General features: G+C 54.8%; 16 protein-coding genes and 1 riboswitch. All 16 genes read right to left on the bottom strand.

The features are described 5' to 3' along the window. Positions 1-102: 102 nt before the first annotated feature. Positions 103-897: a Fe(3+)-dicitrate ABC transporter ATP-binding protein gene (fecE, locus tag CVU77_01185; GenBank protein ID PKN02062.1), complete on the bottom strand. Its 795-nt coding sequence runs from the start codon at positions 895-897 to the stop codon at positions 103-105. After that, positions 894-1826 (bottom strand): ABC transporter permease, encoded by a 933-nt coding sequence (locus CVU77_01180; protein ID PKN02061.1) that lies wholly within the window; start codon positions 1824-1826, stop codon positions 894-896. Before CVU77_01180 ends, fecE begins: the two co-directional genes overlap by 4 nt. After that, on the bottom strand, positions 1816-2766 hold the full coding sequence (locus CVU77_01175; protein PKN02060.1) for a hypothetical protein: 951 nt from the start codon (positions 2764-2766) through the stop codon (positions 1816-1818). The genes CVU77_01180 and CVU77_01175 overlap by 11 nt, the downstream gene beginning before the upstream one ends. A gap of 140 nt (positions 2767-2906) precedes the next feature. Next, positions 2907-3038: riboswitch (cobalamin riboswitch) on the bottom strand. A gap of 24 nt (positions 3039-3062) precedes the next feature. Further along, positions 3063-3935 carry a hypothetical protein gene (locus CVU77_01170; protein PKN02059.1) on the bottom strand — a complete coding sequence of 291 codons (873 nt, stop codon included), beginning with the start codon at positions 3933-3935 and terminating at the stop codon, positions 3063-3065. Positions 3936-4050: 115 nt separating this feature from the next. Then, positions 4051-5352: a phosphate starvation-inducible protein PhoH gene (locus CVU77_01165; protein ID PKN02058.1), complete on the bottom strand. Its 1302-nt coding sequence runs from the start codon at positions 5350-5352 to the stop codon at positions 4051-4053. 11 nt (positions 5353-5363) lie between these two features. Then, entirely contained in the window at positions 5364-6104 is a 741-nt protein-coding gene (locus CVU77_01160) for a hypothetical protein (protein PKN02057.1), read from the bottom strand. 17 nt (positions 6105-6121) lie between these two features. Next, positions 6122-7228: a hypothetical protein gene (locus CVU77_01155; protein PKN02056.1), complete on the bottom strand. Its 1107-nt coding sequence runs from the start codon at positions 7226-7228 to the stop codon at positions 6122-6124. Between the two features lie 17 nt (positions 7229-7245). Next, positions 7246-7869 (bottom strand): hypothetical protein, encoded by a 624-nt coding sequence (locus tag CVU77_01150; protein PKN02055.1) that lies wholly within the window; start codon positions 7867-7869, stop codon positions 7246-7248. Positions 7870-7894: 25 nt separating this feature from the next. Continuing rightward, positions 7895-8695, bottom strand: a complete 801-nt coding sequence (locus CVU77_01145; GenBank protein ID PKN02054.1) for an ATPase — start codon at positions 8693-8695, stop codon at positions 7895-7897. A gap of 2 nt (positions 8696-8697) precedes the next feature. Then, positions 8698-9390: a hypothetical protein gene (locus tag CVU77_01140; protein PKN02053.1), complete on the bottom strand. Its 693-nt coding sequence runs from the start codon at positions 9388-9390 to the stop codon at positions 8698-8700. After that, positions 9387-10916, bottom strand: coding sequence for a hypothetical protein (locus CVU77_01135; GenBank protein ID PKN02052.1), 1530 nt, complete (start codon positions 10914-10916; stop codon positions 9387-9389). Before CVU77_01135 ends, CVU77_01140 begins: the two co-directional genes overlap by 4 nt. After that, entirely contained in the window at positions 10891-12954 is a 2064-nt protein-coding gene (locus tag CVU77_01130) for a hypothetical protein (GenBank protein ID PKN02051.1), read from the bottom strand. The genes CVU77_01135 and CVU77_01130 overlap by 26 nt, the downstream gene beginning before the upstream one ends. Beyond that, positions 12932-14110 carry a hypothetical protein gene (locus CVU77_01125; protein ID PKN02050.1) on the bottom strand — a complete coding sequence of 393 codons (1179 nt, stop codon included), beginning with the start codon at positions 14108-14110 and terminating at the stop codon, positions 12932-12934. Before CVU77_01125 ends, CVU77_01130 begins: the two co-directional genes overlap by 23 nt. Beyond that, entirely contained in the window at positions 14107-15243 is a 1137-nt protein-coding gene (locus CVU77_01120) for a hypothetical protein (GenBank protein PKN02049.1), read from the bottom strand. The genes CVU77_01125 and CVU77_01120 overlap by 4 nt, the downstream gene beginning before the upstream one ends. Beyond that, positions 15240-16061: a hypothetical protein gene (locus tag CVU77_01115; GenBank protein ID PKN02048.1), complete on the bottom strand. Its 822-nt coding sequence runs from the start codon at positions 16059-16061 to the stop codon at positions 15240-15242. Before CVU77_01115 ends, CVU77_01120 begins: the two co-directional genes overlap by 4 nt. Further along, the gene (locus CVU77_01110; GenBank protein ID PKN02047.1) at positions 16051-18282 is read right to left on the bottom strand and encodes a hypothetical protein; all 2232 of its coding nucleotides are present in this window, start codon (positions 18280-18282) and stop codon (positions 16051-16053) included. The genes CVU77_01115 and CVU77_01110 overlap by 11 nt, the downstream gene beginning before the upstream one ends. Positions 18283-18292 lie beyond the last annotated feature (10 nt).

The raw sequence follows: 18292 nt of genomic DNA, 5'->3' as shown, positions 1-18292 counted from the left end.
TAAAGAAAGTGATTAGTGAATAGTGGATGGTGAATAGTATTTTTTTCTGTCCACTAATCACTATTCACTTCTTTTTACTTCACTATCCACTTCCTTATTATTTCACCGAATCTTACTTCGTATGTAAACAAGCGGGCGGCCTTCCGCGCTTTGCAGCACGGAAAAATTCTCAATTCCGTAAACCGCCCTTATGTTTTTTTCGGTTATTACATCGTCCGGAATGCCCGCGCAAAACAGAATCCCGTCTTTCATCAACGCAATCCGCGAGGCGTACTGCGCCGAGAGATTTATATCGTGATTAACGAACATTATGGTAAGGCCGCGCTCGCGGTTGAGACGCGCGAGCAAATCGAAAAACATCGATGCGTGATTCAAATCCAGATGAGACGTCGGCTCGTCGAGCACAAGCGCCTCCGATTCCTGCGCGAGGGCCTGCGCCAGATAAACCATTTGCTTTTCGCCGCTGGAAAGCGAATTTATTTTTCTGTCCAGCAGATGTTCTATCGCGGCCAGGCGCGCATATTCGCGGCAGGCGGCGTCGCCATGGACGTCCGCATCGCCCCAAAAATTACCCAGAGAATATCTGCTCATCCTGAGTATTTCCGTAACTGTGTAGTCGTAAATAGCGTTTATTTCCGACGGAAGATATGCCGTTCTTCGAGCCATTTTGCGGCGGGATAACCCGCGGACGGATTCACCGCCGATATTTATTTCCCCCTCGTAATCGCATAAACCCAGCACGCACTTTATCAGAGTGGTTTTGCCCGCGCCGTTGGGGCCTATTATCCCGAGAAACTCGCCTCGGGGAACTTCAAGCGTAACGCCGCGCAACACTTCTTTTGCGCCGAAGCTGCGACGCACGTCGAAAAGTTCCATTGCCGGCCTGTTCATTATCATTCTCCGCGCGACAGTATGTATATGAAATACGGCGCGCCCAATATCGCGCTTACCACGCCGACGGGAAGCTCCACGGGCGCAAACAGCGAGCGCGCCGCCGCGTCGGAGATAACCAGATATATCGCTCCGACGACAAAAGCCGACGGTATCAGTTTTTTCAATGACGGCCCCACAAAAATACGGGCCGCGTGCGGCGCCACAAGTCCCACGAAACCGATCACTCCCGCCAATGAAACGCTGACGCCCGTCAGCACGGACACAAGCGCCGCCGCCGCAAGGCGACGTCCTGCGACATTCGTTCCGATTGTGGCGGATTTTTCTTCTCCCAGCGCGAACGTGTCCAGAGACGGCGCGGACTTTACAAGCAGCCAGATGCAGGGCGCCGACGCCAGCGCGGCCACGGCTATGAGCCGCGGATTATTTTCCTGCAGATTGCCGAACAAAAACATTACGAGGGTGTGGGCGTCTCTGGCCGAAACATAGTAAAAAAGTATTATCGCGCCGGAGATAAACACGTTAACCGCGACGCCCACCAGAATCAGCCGACCCGACGACGGCGACGCCGACACGCCGCGCCCGAAACCGTTCGCGGCCGCAAACACGAAGGCCGTCGCGGCGAAGGAGAAAACGAACGAAAAAAGCGGCGCCATATATCTCGCGCCGAAGGCCTCCGCCATAGCCACGCCGAGAGCCGCGCCCGAAGCCGATCCGAGTATGTAAGGGTCGGCCAGAGGATTTCTGAGTATATTCTGATACACCGCGCCCGACGACGCCAGAGCGCCGCCGACAAGCACTCCCAGAATCACTCTGGGCAAACGCAGCCGCAAAACAATTTCGGGGTCGAATCCGCCGGCGCTTCCGACAAACAGCGACGCGGCCGCGACAGCGGCAAGCGCAACGACCATCAGCGCCGCATTCTTATTCTTCATCTGTGAATATCCTTTTGCGCAACGCGGGCAAATTGCGTATCATCCTCGGCGACGCTCTGACCAGCGCGCCGCGATCGGACCAGATTATGACGTTCGAATTTTTGATGGCTTTTATTCCGGCAAAACCCGTCCGCGAGGCGATGTTTTCATCGCCGCTTAAAACCAGAATGACATCGGGATTTTCTCTTATTATCGTCTCGGAAGACACCGGAAAAAAACCTTTTCGCGCGACGGAGAATATGTTCCGGCATCCGATGAATCCGGCCGCTTCGCCCAGAAAGCTCTTGTCGGAACAGCTCCACGGCGGCGGATAGTTCGTCTCTATGTACAAGCGCGGCTTCTCCGAGACAGGCCGCGCGGCTGCGCGTTTTTTTTCGCCGCGAACAACCGAATCCAGTTCGGCGACAAGCCCAGAGGCAGCGGCGGGTTTACCCGTAATGCGTCCGATATCCGTTACCGTTTGTTTCAGCGACGAAAAATCCTGCGGATCGGAAACATAAACCTTTATCCCCATATTCCGCAATATGCGCGCGGTCTTTCCGTCGGACAGAGAGAACACCATCGCGGGTTTAAGCGAGACGATTTTTTCTATGGCCGGAGTAAGATAATCGCCCACTTTCTCTTTCCGCGCCGCCTCGGGCGGCCAGTCGCAGTAAGATGTCACTCCGACCACGGTCTCGGAAAGCCCCAGTTCAAAAAGTATCTCCGTCAAAGAGGGCGCCAGAGAAATTATGCGCGGGGCCGGCGTCTCCGCGCGGACAGCGAAGGCCGCGGAAGCCAAGAAAACCGTCAACAGCGATAATTTCAGAAATATGCTTTTCATAACTTGAGCCGATTGAAAAACACCCCCTTTTTTCCGTATTATCCCCGATAAAGACATTCGGGGACGAATCCATACTACGACGGAAAATCTGGATTCCCGCTTTCGCGGGAATGACATGACAAGGATTTTTCAACGGTTTCAAATACCTCGATGCCCAAAATAAAAAACCCCGCCTTCAAGAAGAGAAAGCGAGGTTATCGCGGTTTTCTTCCCTCGAAGTCGCGGCGCTCGTCTGAATCCTCGTCGGAAACGACGTTCGCCGTGAACGCGCGATAGACCGGGCTCATCCAGACATGCTGGATTTACCGTTGCGGGGCAGCGCCGGGATTTTACCGGACTTCCTTCGCGCGGATTTTTACTGCGGGCGGGACTATATCAAAAAATACAAGCGGCTGTCAAGTGCGGCCGCGGTGTCATTCCATTATTCTGGCGCGGTTTTTATCGAGACGCGCCTTGGCCAGCTTCATGTCGACCACATATTTATAATCTATTTTCAGACGGCCCAGAAGCGGCACGGTTTCCTCCATAAGTTTGCCGTGACAATCTGTTCCGCCCGTCATAAATATGCCGAGGTCTTCCGCCCACTTCTTGAAATTCGCGGCGGCCTCCGGCGGATGTTTTATGTGCCATACTTCTATGCCCATAAGCCCTTTGTTGACGAGCGATTTTACGGTCGCCTTGTTTATTCCGCCGTAGAACGGATGCGCCAGCACGGGAAGTCCCCCCACGCGATGAATCATCCTTATGGCGTCCTCCGGCTGAAGACGAAGTTTGGGCACGTACGCGGGACGTCCTTCGCCGAGATATTTTTCAAAGGCCTCCTGAGTGTGCGAGACGATTTTTTCTTCCAGCATGGCCTTCGCGAAGTGCAGGCGGCCTATGCTTCCTATGCCCGCGATTTTGAAAAGCCTCTCTTCGTTGAGCTTAATGCCTATCTGGGCAAGTTTGTCGAGGATATGAAACGCGCGTCTTTCTCGCGCTTGACGGAAAAGTTTAAGTTCTTCCTGGAATTTCACGCTTTCCCAGTTAAGATAGTATCCGAGTATATGCATCTCGTGCTCGCCCGACGTCTTGAGTTCTGCCGAAAGTTCTATGCCGGGAATCACCTCCACGCCGCGCTTGGCTCCCTCTTTTAAGCCCTCGGTTATGCCATCCGTTATATCGTGATCGGTAATGCTTATCGCCGATAAACCGGCCTTCTGAGCATAGCGCACCAATTCCACCGGACTAAAAGTTCCGTCGGAGTAGGCCGTATGCAAGTGAAGATCCGCGAAAAGTCGTTCCATAATAATTCAGCATCACCGGTAGCGGTGGGATTGCTATCCCACAAATTCGGCGAATAGCAATTCGCCCGCTACAAACTTACTGCTTAATCCTTAACCCTGCCTTTTAATCCTGTCCTCAAAGCAGGTCGGAGGCCAGCGCAGCCAACGCGCTTCTTTCCGATTTGTTGAAAGTGATGTGCCCGTACATTTCCTGTCCCTTGAATCTTTCCACGAGATTCGTCAATCCGTTAGACGAAGCGTCGAGATACGGGTTGTCTATCTGGTGCGGGTCGCCGGTGAGTATTATTTTCGTTCCCGCGCCGGCGCGGGAAATTATGGTCTTGACTTCGTGGGGAGTCAGATTTTGCGCGTCGTCTATGACGATATACTGATTCGGCAGCGAGCGGCCTCTTATATATGTAAGCGCCTCGATTTCAAGCGCGCCCGTGTCGAAAAGATACGACACTTTGGAACTGATGTCCGCGCCCGGATTCTTTTTTTCAAGCAAAAACTCAAAGTTGTCGTAAACGGCTCCCATCCACGAGGTCAGTTTTTCTTCTTTGGTTCCGGGCAGATAACCTATGTCCCTGCCCATGGGAACGACGGGACGCGCGATAAAAAGTTTCGTATAGTTTTTTTCTTCGAGCACCTTCTGCATTCCGCAGGCCAGAGCAATCAGTGTCTTCCCCGCGCCGGGAACGCCTATCAGCGTAACCAGATTTATTTCGTTGCACAGAAGCAGCTCGAACGCGAATTTCTGGTGCACGTTAAGCGGTTTGAGCCCCCACGGAGTGGCGTTCTGATGGAAAAGCGGCTGGAGGCGCATCTGGCGGGCGTTATATTTTGCGATGGCGCTTTTGCCGGAGTTTTTTCCCTTGAGGATAACGCATTCGTTAGCCAGCAAATCCGACGGAGCGGCCGCTTTTTTGCCCGCGTAAAACGCGTCGATATCCGCGTCGGGCACTTCCACTTCCTGCCAGCCGTTGTAAAGATCCTCCACGCGCACTTTTTCCTTCTCGTAATCCTGCGCGTCTATGCCCAGCACCTCGGCCTTGATTCTAAGATTTATGTCCTTGGTTATGAATACGACTTTTTCGCCCTTTTTGCGGCTCTGAACGTCGAGAACTATGGACAAAATTCTGTTGTCGGCCAAAGACGCCGCGAAAGGAAGATGTTTTTCCGACTCGGAGCCGAGAATAATCTTGAGAATGGAGCCGTTTGAAAGCTTTACCCCCTCGGACAATTTTCCGCCGGTTCGCAGCGCGTTAAGATTCCTGCTGATGGCCCTGGCAGCCCTGCCGCGCTCGTCGTTGGCGCGCTTAAATCCGTCGAGTTCTTCTATGACGGTGATGGGTATCACGACTTCGGAATTCTTGAAAGATAAAAAGGCGTCGGGGTCGTGAATCAGGACGTTAGTGTCGAGTACGAATATTTTCATCAGGCGCTCCTTTAGAAATTTTTCTCCAAATAAATCGCAAACCGCCGGGAATCGCCGCTCATGCCCAAAAGAACGGCGGCCGAGAACGGAAAACTGCCGGAATAATGAACTCCCGGCGACAGATAAAGCTCCTGTTTGAAAGCGTCGGGATTCCGCCGGTAATTATTGAAGCCCTTGAGCTCGCCCGTCAGAACAATGTCCTTTTTGTAGTCGTAACGGGCGCCCGCCTTAAATGAAAATACCCGCGGCGGCCTCGCTCCGGCAAGGACGTCGTTGTCGTTGAATTCGCCGGCCAGCGCCGCGAAAACGCGCAAGGGCTTCATTTCTTTTATGATGTTCCATCCGGCGGACAATCCCACCCCGCCGGCGCCAAGGCCTCTTGTGTGGTCGGCCGTCGGCAGAGAAACACCGCCCTCAATAAATATGGCGGGAACATCGCCGGCGATTTTTGTCAAATTGTATTTAACCGCGAACTTCAGGTCGGATATGCCCGCCTGGCCGTCGGCGAAAATGGCGCCCCAGCGCGTCGCAAGCTCCGCGTTGTCGGAAATCCCGTAAAAAATCTTAAACGGCGTTTCAATATATCCGTCGGCAAGCAGCACGGAGGCGCCGAACGAATGTTCCGATCGCGGCGTGGCCGCCGGTGAAATATCGTTACGCCAGGGTTCTATGACGGAAGCCGCGCTCATAGACGCAAATGCGGCCACCAGAACCGCCGAGCGCAAAAAAACTCTTTTTACTCCGTTACACATTTCGTTTCTCCGGTTATCTATGAAATTGTCCTGCCGGCCAGCATAAGCATGACCACTACCACGAACAAAAGCACCGTCTGAACAAGCAAAAACTGAGCGCCCACGGGGCCGGCAAAACGGATTACCATGGCGCCGAATCCGATAAGCAGATTCAACAGCAGTATAAAAACGAGAGCGCCGTTGGCTCCGAAACCCATTGTTATAAGACGATGATGCAGATGATCCTTGTCGGTGTACTCAAGCCACTGCTTCACACTTTTGACACGTCCGTTTTTGATTCTGGAGACGGTCGTATAAATCATGTCGAATATGGGTATGCTCAAAATCAAAAGGGGCGTCGATACGGACACCAGCGGATTTTTGTGCGCCCACGAACCCATAACGGCAATACCGGCCGCAAGAAACCCGATGAATGTTGCGCCGGCGTCGCCCAGGAAGATGCGCCCCCGCAGATTCGCCGGCATAAAACCTATGCAGCCGCCCGCCAAAGCCATTGTGGTATAGGCCAGATAACTTTGTCTCGTCGGAAAAGCCACCAGAAAAAAAAGCAGGGCGCAGAGGGCGGTCATTCCGGAAGCGAGGCCGTTGATGCCGTCGAGAAAATTGACGGCGTTGGCTATTCCTATAAGCCAGATTATCGTTATGACATATTCTATCGCAAGTTTGGCGGGAAAACCCGCGGGCAGGGACGTTATTCTCACACCTCCCAGAAGCACCACCAGCGCCGCGGCCAGTTGCGCCAGAAGGCGAACGCTCGCCCGCTGGGGACGTATATCGTCTATAAGTCCCACAACATAAATTATCGACGAGCCGGCGATAAGCGAAGTAAGCGCCGGCGAGAACTGAAGATTGCGGAAAATAGAGAGGATAACCGCCGCAAAAACGGCGAAGCCGCCTATTCTCGGGACGGGAAACGCGTGCATTTTTCTTTCGGCGGGTTGATCCAGAATTTTGAGTCCGTGACCTACGGGGACAAGTATTTCCGTAAGAGAATATGATGTCAGAAGCGCGACGACGAACACATAAAGCCATCGGACGCCAAGAAGCCACGCCCATCTCCCACCCGCCGGATGCAGCAGCAGCGCGGCGGCCACTAAAAGCAGTATGAGTTTTATTTTATTCATCGTGCGTATTTATCGATTTATTTGGCGACAAAGCAATCTATGGATAATCTCAGCGGCGCGAACACCTCGGCGTAGCGCGCGCGATTCTGGTAACCGCGAAAAGTCGCGGTCGCTTTGGCCGCGTCAAAAATGGAAAGCGACGCTATTCTTGTGGCATACGCCTGCGACTTATGGGCGTCGAGCAGCCGCAGTTTGTCCTTGATGCTCGATGATATATCCACAAAAACGTTCGCCGGAGAAAAATCCGACGTGGTGGGCACTTCGTAAAAAAGCACATTTTTGATATAGCGCGCGGCCGTGATCGCCGCCTGCGCGGTGTTTCTGTGATCCTGATGAGTGTCCGACGGATGGTGGACGAAAATTATATCGGGTTTTTCGCGCTTGATTATTTTTTCCACAAGTGTAATAACTCCGCGCGACATAGGAACTTCGGTATCCTTGAAACCGCCGCAGAAAAGTTTTGCGCCCAGTATGGACGCCGAGCGTTTCTGCTCGCGCCACCTCACCGATGTCTTTCCGCCTCTGTCGCCGCGCGTCATCACCAGCATGGATATCTTGAAAGTGTCCGCGAATTTGGCCAGTGCGCCGCCGCAGCCGAACTCGATATCGTCGGGATGGGCGCCTATCGCAAGAATTTTCATGGTCGTCTCCGTGATCAGTGAATCCTCAGACCTGCAAACTCTGAACCGTCTCGACGACGGTCTCCGCGTCTATTTCTTGCAGCCCTTTGCCGAAGCCGGTAAGAAGCGCGGAATCGCAGAGTAAATTTATCCTGCGCGGAATGCCGCCGGAACGCTCGGCGATAAGAGCTATGGCGTCGTCGGTAAATATGCCGGCGCGGGCTTCGGCTATTTCAAGGCGGTGAGCCATATATTTGGACACTTCTCCGACGGAGAGCGGCTCCAGAAAAAATCTCATCGCGATGCGCTGGTTGAGTTGTTTGTTGCTTTCGATTTTTTCTCTGAGCTCCGGCTGACCGACGATAAGAAGCGACAGCAGAAACTTGTCGTCGCGCTGATAGTTGAGCAGCAGACGCAGCTCTTCGAATATATTTTTATCCTCGATGGTATGCGCCTCGTCGACGACAACGACCGTTTTCTTGCCGTCGGCCGCGTTATTCTTAAGAATATTTTCAAGTTCTATAAGCACGTCGGCTTTGCGCGCGGGCGGGGACGCCGAACCAAGCGAGTAAGAAATCATCCTGAGCATTTCGATGTCGTCGAGACGGGGATTCGTGACGAGGGCGACTTTGTAAATGGAATTTTCCAGCTCTTTCATCAGCGCGCGCGCAAGAAGGGTTTTGCCGCAACCGTAAACTCCGGTAAGAAGTCCGGCGCCTTTTCCCTCTTTTACGACGTAAAGCAGCCGGTTAAGCCCTTCTTCGTGCTCCGATGAATAATAGAGATACTTGGGGTCGGGAGTGTTTTCAAACGGTTTTTCTTTAAGTCCCCAGTGTTTTTCGTACATTATTATTTATCCTGAATGCCCAAGAGTTTTGCGGCTGCCGCCGGGCCAGCGTTGAAAAGCAGGTCTATGGCCGACATATACGGCTCAAATCCGTCGAATGCCTGCTTGTAGACGGGATGCTCGAACTTCTGGTATACAAGCCGTATACCGTTGTCCTCGAAAAGTTTTTCGTCGAGATAATCCCGTCCGCCGGCTCCGGACAAATATTCGTCGGCGCCCAGCCGCAGACAAATGTCGACGATGCGGCGGGTGGAGGATGTTTCCAGCGCCAACTCGCCCGAGAAACGCACGGGCGTCTTAACGCCGAGTTCCCCGGCTATGAACCGCGCCGTCTCCACGTTCAAATCGGCGAGTTTTTGCCACTGAGTATTATATAAATTTCCGCAATATTCGGCGTAACGTTCGAAATGCGCGGATCGGGCGTAATTTGCGCGTATGCTTTTTAAATGTTCCCGCCGCCAGTTGCTTTCCGGTTCTATGCGAACTTCGGATATTTTTTGCTCATAAAGCCCGCGGGTCAGAACGGGGACCGTAAGCCAGATAAATCCGTCGGGCGAGCGGATTTTATTGCGGTTCTGAAACTCCCGTTTTTTATACTGAACGTCGTCGAGATAAACGAACAGGTCGCAGGACGCCATCTTATGAAAATATCCGAGCCACGGCATATATTGCGGCTGATGGACGGCTATTCTCATTTTGTATCTCCGCGCTCGTAAAATACGGGGTTGGCGGCTATATAATCCGGGTATCCCGCATCTATCATCAACCTGACGTAACCGCGAACCGGCGAATTTGTCCCGGAGCCGGACAGTCGGGGAGGCGTAAACTTATGACGTATCCGCGACGGCGCGGAAGTTTCTATTATCTGAACGGCTTTGCCGTCGGCGACAATCGTTATGACGGCGGGACGTGTTTTACCGTCGATAGTTTCGATGTCCGCATAAACGGCCAACTCGCCGGCGGCCTTGATCTTGCCGCCGAATATCGCGCGCTCCCCGCCGAGACCTTCCACATAAAAATCTTTAAGGCGTATCCCGCCGTCTTTTCCTTTCCAAAGCGCGTAGAAAGTTCCCCTTTCGAGCGCCGTCAGCACGTCTTTTTTCGACGGCAGCGCGGATGACGTTCTCTCAATCCAAATTACATTTTGAAGAATATCTACGGGCGCTCCGAAAAGCTCTCCGCCGTAATCCAATTCGCTCGCCGCCCAGACGGGCGATTTTCTTTTCCCGTCGCAGTATTCCGTAAGGACAAAATCCCAGACCCCGCCCGGAGCGCCGGCTCTTCTGTATCCCTCGGCGAATACCGCAAAGCCCGTGTAAGAGCTTATGGCGCGCAGAAGTTCCGGATACGGCTCCGTGACAGCGGATATTTTCATTGCCGCGGGAAATTCTTCGCGGTTGGCCGCTTCCGGATGCGCCCAGAAAGACAGCGCCTCGCGCGAGCGGACATAGTCGGCAAGTATCTGATAGGGACGCGAAAAGTTTCCCGAATCCAAAGGTGAATATTTTAACGACCCGCCGCCGTACGGATGCCGGCCCGCGAAAGGATAATTACCGGCCATCAAAATTACTCCGGCCAGAAAAAGGGTCAGGCCGCTGCGCGGATGATACCTGAGGGAGCCATAGCCCGCTATAATCAGAAATATCGGCCACAGCATCAATGGATTAAAAGAACCCCCGGGTTTTATTCCGACCGCCGGCAGGTTCCTGTAATCGTCGGGATCTTCCATCCCCACGACGAGCATGTGCCGGTGCCAGCCCCTTACTGTCATGTCGCGCGCAAGAAACGACCCCGACCACGAATAATCGGCCGCGACCTCCGCGCCCGGAATGATTATCATGTCCGGATATTTGTTTTCGAGCAGCGCGATGTCGGTAAGATATTTTTCCGGAGAGAAATACATTATCGACGGAAATTCTTTTTTTACCGACAATAGCGCGATAAACGGGAAAGGCCGGTAGTCGAATCGCGCGGCGGCGTGGTCGGTAGGAATAATCGCCCGGATTCCCGCGGCGCGGGCTTTAATCACCAACTCTTCAAGGGTATCGTTTCCGACTCTTGTGTAATTGCTGTGAAGATGCATGACGCAGCGAATTTCGGTTCGAGGACGGGCGCCGAGAGCGGCAGCAACGACGGAAGGAATCAAAAGAGAAAGAGCCGCAAGCAGTAATGCGCGCGCGCGAATTCCGTAAGTGCTAATTATTTCCGATGATTTTTTCATAAAGTTTCTCATGCAGATACATCATTCTGCGAGCGCCGAAACGCGGGCCGCCTTCGATTTCCTCCGTGGCATAAGCGTAAGCCGCTTTGCCCAGACGCCCCGCCGCGGACGGATCTCCGACGAGTTTTTCTACCGCGTCGGCGATGGCCTCCGAATCGGACGGCGGCACAAGCAGACCCGTGCGGCCGTCGGATATAAGATCGGGAATTCCCTGCACGTTGGTTGCGACTATCGGCTTGGACAGATACATCGCCTCGACTATCGTGCGGCCCATGCCTTCGTTGAGCGACGGCTGGACGTAAATATCCATAACGTTTATCAGGTCGGACACGTCCTGTCTGTATCCCGCGAAAATAATTTTATCGGCGACATTCAGCTCCGAGGCGATGTCCTCAAGCGCCCCGCGCAGCGAACCGTCGCCGACGACAAGAAAGCGGATGCCGCCGGAATTGGCGGACTTGTCCCCGACAATCCGCGCGGCGGCACGGACAAAATATTCCACTCCCTTGACTTTCTCCAAACGCGCGACGGTCCCGACGACGACGGCTCCGTCGGGTACACTCAATTCTTTCCTGACATCAGGCGCGGAACGCGACGGCTCCACTGCCTCCACGCCCGACGGTATCACCGTCCATTGTCCGGCCTTTCCGAGGCCGCGCGCAAGCGACTCGTTTTTCTCGCCCTCGGTAAGAGCCGCGAGACAATCGGTCGCAAACGCGGTCAACCGTTCCGCCGCCGTGAAAAACGCCGTCTTCAATCCGCCGTAATATCCGTAAAATATATGTCCGTGCGGCGTATGGACTATTTTTGTCTCCTTCAGCGCGGGTGAGACGATTTTCGCCGCGAATGCCGCCAATCGGCCGAGCGTACCGGCCTTTGAAGAATGAGTATGCACTATCCGCGGACGCTCCCGCAAAATTATTTTTACGAGGTCAGCAAAAGCAAGCGCGTCGTCGAGCGGGGAGATTTCGCGGATAAGTTGAGGCAGATATATGATTTTGGCGCACGCGCCCGACGGAGCCGCCACATTCCTATCCGCCTCGGACGTGCGTCCGTAGAGCAGAACATTTTCGAACTTTCGCGGGTCGAGGCCCGCGCAGATATCGCGCAAGGCGCGGGACGAACCGCCCATATCGAGCCGCGTTATTATGTGAAGAATTTTCGCGCGCGGATTTTTCTTCACTGCCCGCGCCTCTATGGCCGATGAAACCAGAATTCGGCCGCCTGTAACGGCGGATACAACCTGCGCGATTGCGTAATAAACTTGCTTGAACACGCCCACAAACAATCCGCCGAGCCGTCCGCCGGTGCCGTAAGGGTCTCCGGAAGTCGGGCGGGCGTTCGCTATTTTTATCGACTCAAAACCGGCGCGGGAAAGAATAGCCGCAAGCGACGCCCCGCTGAAACCGTAGTTGTGAATAACCGCGGGAGAAACGCGCAGAAAACGCGGAATTGCCGTCGAGGCGAGCCGGAAAGCGTTGCGATGATACGTAAAATTATTTACCCTTATAAAAAGAATGCCCCCCGGTTGGAGTATCCGCGCGACTTCTTTGAGATCCGCGGCCGGATCGGGCAGCACGTCGAGCACGCCCCACATTGTGACCGCGTTGTAACTTTCCGACGGAAGTCCGAGTTCCGTCAGCGGTTTGTCGTATATTTTAAGGTCAAGCCGGCCGCGCGCGTGCTCTATTGCGGCGTGCGAAATCTCGATGCCCTCGCACGTCCATCCGTCGGTCGCGGCGGCCTTAATGAAGTAGCCGAAGCCGCATCCGACGTCGAGGAGCCGTCCGCGCGACGGCGCAAGAGCGTTCATTTTTTTAAGTGCGCGCGCAAACAGATTCTTTTTTGAATGCAGATAGACCTTCTCATTATTTTCCGACTGAGGCGCGGGCTGTTTGGCGGGACGGGAGGAAGAAGCCGCAGAGGAAGACGCGAATAATCCGCAATCGCCGCAGACAAGTCCGTCGGGGCGCTCCGCGCGGCGGGTGTTTCCGCCGCACGCCGCGCAAACGGGATTATTTAATTCCGGTGATTTCATATAATTTTTTTTCTACCGCCTTCGCGCACGCGCTCCACGAAAAGTTACTCAGCGCATATTCCCTGCATTTGTTCCGCAGCGACGGCGGCTTATAATCTTCCGATTGAATAAATCGCGCCATACCTTCGGCAATCGAAGCCGCCTCGGCGCTCTTAAATATGAACTCGCCGCCCAGCGGCCCCAGTATTTCCTCGTTAGAACCCACGGGTGTGGCCAAAACCGGAACGCCCGACGAGAGCGCCTCTATCGTCACCAGACCGAAACCTTCGAGCATTCTGGTCGGCAGGACGAAAAAATCGGACGCGCGGTAATAGTCGGGGAGTTCGTTGTCCGGTATACGTCCGGCGAATGTAACCGAACCGGCGGGACATCTATCGGCGGTAAGCGCCGTAAGTTTATCTTTCAGATAACCGTCGCCGCCTATTACAAGACGCGCCGACGGAAATTCCTTCGCAACCGCGGCGAAGGCCTCTATGAGGTTTTCGAGGCCCATTCTCGATACGAGATTCCGCAGAGTAAAAATCATTATGCCGCCCGTCGGAACTCCCGAGGATTTTCTGACGGCCGCGACGCGCGTGTCGCCTTCGGCCGACGGCGAAAATTTTACCGTATCTACGCCCAGATGAAGGACTTCGGATTCGATTCCGTGATTTTGGCGGAGACGCGCGCGCATAAAATTACTGTTCGTAAAAACCGTCGATGCTGATTTCAGAACCGCGCGCTCGGTCATTTTCCTCAGGAAAGACCCCGCCGTCCGACGGGCAAAACCCCTGCCCAGATCATCGCAGCGTATTTCGTATTCTTCGTGCCAGGGCGAATAGTGGAAAGCAATAGCCGGAATCCGCCGCGCGACGCGCAAAAACCATCGGGACGTAAACGGTTGATGAAATATCATAACATCGGCCGGGATGTCTTTACCGACGGAAGAAGCCAGGCGTATCAGCGCGGCGGGATTAGAAAAATGCCGAAAAACCTCTATCCCACCGATATTCTCCCGCGCCGACTTGCCGCGAACGCCCCGCGTCACCACGGAAACCGCGTGCCCCATGCGCGAAAGTTCCGCCGATATCTCCCAGGCGGCGCGTCCCGAGCCGCCCGCCTCGTCGGGCGATATAAGGTCGGCTGCGGAAAGAATGGAGAGTTTTTTGTCGGTCATAAGTCCAAATTATCCAGAGTTGCCGCTATCGCGGCGACGGCTTCCGAGTCGGATACCGCCTTCATACATTCGTGGCTCCGGCACTCGCCCCTCGAACACGGCGAACATTTGAGGTCGCCGCGCAAGACCTTGTGCCTGTTACCGTCGGGAAACCACTTGGGATTCGTGGGACCGGCCACGGAGACCGTGGGGACGTTCAGGGCGGCGGCGATGTGAAGCGGCCCTGAGTTGTTGCCGAAAAATATGTCGCAACGGGCGACAACAGCGGCCAAAACGTCGAGATCCGCGCCGCATAATTCCATTATACCGTCGGAAGACAGACGCTCTCCGTTTGGCGAAAGAATGCGGTCGACAAGCCGTTTTTCATCGGAAGAGCATATGAGGCATATCTTGACGCGGCGTGAGGCCAAATATTTTATTACCGCCGCGAATCCATCGGGGCGCCACCTCTGCGACGGATAATGCCCTCCGGGATGAACGGCGGCCTTAATGTCCGAATCCGCAAAACCGTTCCGACGGAAAATCTCGGCGGCTTGATAAGCGGCGTCTTTGCTTATATTGAGCTTCGGCGGTTCCTCCGCCGAAGGCGACACGCCCAATGCCGAAAGCGCCCTGTCATTGGCCGCCGGAACGCTCAGGGAAGAAAAATCGCCGTAAACCGCATCCGTAAAAAACAATCCGCGGCCTCCGCCGGAATCCCATCCGATACGCGCGGGCGCGCCCGACAGCAAAGTCATAATCGCGGTTTCAAGCCGCCAGTCGCAGGTAAGGTCCACAGCGATATCAAAGTTCCGTCGGCGGATATTTTTTATAAAGCGCGCCGCCGGCAAAAACCGGCCGAGGGACAGAGCAATCGTCTCATCGACGGCGGGCTCCGAATCGGCAAGAGGCCGTGTCACGGGCGAAACCGCAACCGTAAGCCGCGCTTCGGGAAATCGTTTTTTCAGCGAGCGGAAAGCGCCCATTGTAAGAACCAAATCGCCTATACGGTCGGCCCTTATCACAAGTATGTTTCGAGGCGCTTTTCCGTCGGCGGGGCGGGCATACGCAAAGCGCAGGACAGCGGCAGGAATAATCAACAGGAATTTTCTGAGCGACAAATAGGATGACAGCAAAAAACGCCTGAATCTCATTTTTTTATCGCCCTGATTTCGATTGCCGTGGAGATATTTATTCCGGAAACCGCCGCCAGCGCCACGGGAAACGCATCGAGCGTCTTTCTGAGAGCTCCGGCGTATCCCGCATCCGGAATTATTTCTGTCACGCGAAATCCGGCCTTGTCGAATATCATTCGAAGAGTCGATGGATCGAAATGATGAATATGCGGCTCCCTGTCGACCACGGAAAGCGAACTCCTGAATTTAAATATCCTGTAAACCGCGCGATAGATTATTGCCGAAGCGTTCGGAACGGCGGCTACGGCAAGGCCGCCGGTTTTAAGCATCCCGCGGACTTTTTCAAGAAGAACAAGAGGTGAGGCGACGTGCTCAAGCACGTGCCACATTGTCACCGCGTCATAATAGTCCGACGGCAGATCCATATTTTGCAATTCTCCGGCCCGCACGCGAAGGCGCCGGTTTTCGCGCGCGTATTGCGCCGCCCATTCCGATATATCCGACCCTTCGGTTTCCCAACCCGCCTTCGCCGCCACTTCAAGGAACATCCCGTCGCCGCAGCCGACATCGAAAATACGACCGGCGGGGACGAAACGCTCTATCGACTTAAGTCGTCTGTTCCATATTTTTTCGCGGGCAGCGCTCTGCTCTCCGAGCCATGGAGCGTAATAATCCTTATCGTAATGTCCGGCGGACGGCGCTTTGCCCGTCGGAAAAATTGTTCTTACAAGTCCGCATCCCCCGCATCTGAGCACCCGGGCTCCCCGCCCGCCGGGAACGACCTCTCTGAAATCGACGCCGCCGCACAGAGCGCAGCGAACCGGCTCATTGTTCATCGAGTATCTCCGCGTATACTTTCATAATCTCTTCGGCATGTTTCAAGATTGAAAAATCGGCGATGGCGCGCGAACGGGCGGCCTTGCCCAGGATAAAACGTTCCGAATCATTTTCCAGAAGGCGAATCAGGGCGGCGGCAAGGGCATTTTCGTCGCCGGGCGGAACAAGCAGTCCTGTCTCGCCGTGAGTTATTGCCTCAGGATTGCCGCCGATAGCGGAAGCCACCACGGCTTTACCGGAAGACATCCCCTCTATGACGGAACGCGAAAAGCCCTCTTTCATCATAGTCGGCACGACGACGACATCCACGGCGGCGTAGAAGCCGCGAGGGTCATCCAAAAAACCGCAGAAAACGACACCGCCGATGTTATCCGCCCGCGCGCGCAGGTCGCTTGAGGCGGCGCCCGAACCCGCTATAGCCAAAACTGCCGAGGGTATTTTATTTCTGACAATGGAGAACGCTTTCAGCAGAATATCGACACCCTTGCCCTCCACCAACTGTCCGCAGTAACCCATCAAAGGCGCCGAGGACGGGATATTTAACGCGGTTCTGGTTCGCGCCGCCGACTCAACGTTTGCGTCGGTGAACTTGTCGATGTCTACACCGTTGTAGATTATGCGTATTTTAGGGGCGGTACTTTCAAATCCGTCAAACCTTTTGAATCTTGCGGCGGCGGCGGATGAAGAGCATATAATGCGTCGGGAAAAAAAGTGGAGTATTCTGTCGAGCCGGCCGCCGGACTCCGATGTCCTGGCGTGGAATATCATAGGTATACCGCTCAGTCGGGAGGCCAACCCGCAAAAAAAACCGGCGCGGGGCGTATCGCAATAAAGAATTTCAGGACGCGACAAAAGTATCGCGCGCATAATCGCAAGTTGATAAAACGGCGCCCTCAGGAATCCTGCCGCCGAATAAGTCGGCGCTTCGAGTGAATAAAAAACCCGCGTGGCGGCCGATTTCTCCAACCTGCCGGATAACTCTCCGGCCCGAGGCAGCAACGAGGCGAATCTGAACCTGCGCCGGTCCGCGATATCCAGAAAATTCAGGAAACTAATCTCTCCTCCACCGACGAGGCCGGAGTAAGTGTGGATATAGAGAATGCCGGCGGCGAAACGACTGCGGTATAAACTTTCCACGGATGATATCATGCGATCTTCCGTAAATTGTCCGGCGTAAATCCGCAATGATGCTTCCGACGACGCGCGCCGGAACGCCTCGTCTCCGGCCACGCGCAGCATAGCGGCCGCCAGCGCGGAAGGGGCTTCGGACGGCACGACAAGACCGTTAACGCCGTCGACAATTACCTCCGGTATTCCCCCCACGGCGGTTCCTATCAAAGGTTTTCCGGCCGACATCGCCTCCGCCAGAAAAAGCGAAAAGCCCTCCCTTTCACGAGATGCCAGCGCGGCGGCATCCATAGCGGCCAGAGCGCCGGAAATATCTTTCCGGAATCCGGCGAAAACCACTCTGTCGGCGATGCCCGAACGGGCGGCCATATTTTTGAGTTCATCGGCGCGGGAGCCGTCGCCGACTATCAGCCAGCGTATTTTTTCGGCGGACGGATCGGCGGCGAGGAGGCGGGCGGCGGCGATCATAACGTCCACGCCCTTGAGCGGCTCCAGGCGGCACACGGTTCCGAAAACGAACGCATCGTCGTCGAAACCAAACTCTTTTCTGGCCGGGCCGCGAAGTCCCGCCGCGCCGAAACGCGAAACGCCGTTGTATACGACTTGTATCTTGCGACTCGGCGCGCCCGAAGAAGCGGCGAAATCCGCGACGGCGCGCGAACAGCATATCACCCCGTCGGTGAACTTTAGCAGAATGCTTTCTTTAACGCGCCGCCTCAGCCCCGTCGGACCGCCGGCCGTATGAACGTGATAAAATATCGAAGGGACGCGGGCGGCAATGGCGGCAAGACGCGCCGGCACCGAAGCCGGATAGCCGTGCGCGTGCACTACGGATGCCTTTCGCGCGATAAAATACTTTCGGATTTTATTGATAAACAAAGGATTTTTTGGCGACGAGGCCGGCAGAATATCGACGGCAATACCGGCGCCGCGCAGTTCGTCCGCCATGTCTCCGCCTGCCATTAAACAAAGAACCGATACGTCGTGTCCGGCTGCAGCGAATCCCAATGCCAGCGATTTGATGACTTTTTCCATACCTCCGGTTTTAAGGTCCTCGGCAACGTGCACTATGCTCAATTTTTTGTCTCTCATGGCTGTTCAC

The sequence above is a fragment of the Elusimicrobia bacterium HGW-Elusimicrobia-1 genome (assembly GCA_002841695.1).
Classification (GTDB): Bacteria; Elusimicrobiota; Endomicrobiia; order PHAN01; family PHAN01; genus PHAN01.
Note: the sequence above shows the minus strand (reverse complement) of the source record. Positions and strands in the feature narration are given on the sequence as shown.

Excerpts from the sequence above, each read along its gene's own strand:
- fecE (PKN02062.1), bottom strand. The coding sequence starts at position 897 with ATGATAATGAACAGGCCGGCAATGGAACTTTTCGACGTGCGTCGCAGC.
- CVU77_01180 (PKN02061.1), bottom strand. The coding sequence starts at position 1,826 with ATGAAGAATAAGAATGCGGCGCTGATGGTCGTTGCGCTTGCCGCTGTC.
- CVU77_01175 (PKN02060.1), bottom strand. The coding sequence starts at position 2,766 with ATGTCATTCCCGCGAAAGCGGGAATCCAGATTTTCCGTCGTAGTATGG.
- CVU77_01170 (PKN02059.1), bottom strand. The coding sequence starts at position 3,935 with ATGGAACGACTTTTCGCGGATCTTCACTTGCATACGGCCTACTCCGAC.
- CVU77_01165 (PKN02058.1), bottom strand. The coding sequence starts at position 5,352 with ATGAAAATATTCGTACTCGACACTAACGTCCTGATTCACGACCCCGAC.
- CVU77_01160 (PKN02057.1), bottom strand. The coding sequence starts at position 6,104 with ATGTGTAACGGAGTAAAAAGAGTTTTTTTGCGCTCGGCGGTTCTGGTG.
- CVU77_01155 (PKN02056.1), bottom strand. The coding sequence starts at position 7,228 with ATGAATAAAATAAAACTCATACTGCTTTTAGTGGCCGCCGCGCTGCTG.
- CVU77_01150 (PKN02055.1), bottom strand. The coding sequence starts at position 7,869 with ATGAAAATTCTTGCGATAGGCGCCCATCCCGACGATATCGAGTTCGGC.
- CVU77_01145 (PKN02054.1), bottom strand. The coding sequence starts at position 8,695 with ATGTACGAAAAACACTGGGGACTTAAAGAAAAACCGTTTGAAAACACT.
- CVU77_01140 (PKN02053.1), bottom strand. The coding sequence starts at position 9,390 with ATGAGAATAGCCGTCCATCAGCCGCAATATATGCCGTGGCTCGGATAT.
- CVU77_01135 (PKN02052.1), bottom strand. The coding sequence starts at position 10,916 with ATGAAAAAATCATCGGAAATAATTAGCACTTACGGAATTCGCGCGCGC.
- CVU77_01130 (PKN02051.1), bottom strand. The coding sequence starts at position 12,954 with ATGAAATCACCGGAATTAAATAATCCCGTTTGCGCGGCGTGCGGCGGA.
- CVU77_01125 (PKN02050.1), bottom strand. The coding sequence starts at position 14,110 with ATGACCGACAAAAAACTCTCCATTCTTTCCGCAGCCGACCTTATATCG.
- CVU77_01120 (PKN02049.1), bottom strand. The coding sequence starts at position 15,243 with ATGAGATTCAGGCGTTTTTTGCTGTCATCCTATTTGTCGCTCAGAAAA.
- CVU77_01115 (PKN02048.1), bottom strand. The coding sequence starts at position 16,061 with ATGAACAATGAGCCGGTTCGCTGCGCTCTGTGCGGCGGCGTCGATTTC.
- CVU77_01110 (PKN02047.1), bottom strand. The coding sequence starts at position 18,282 with ATGAGAGACAAAAAATTGAGCATAGTGCACGTTGCCGAGGACCTTAAA.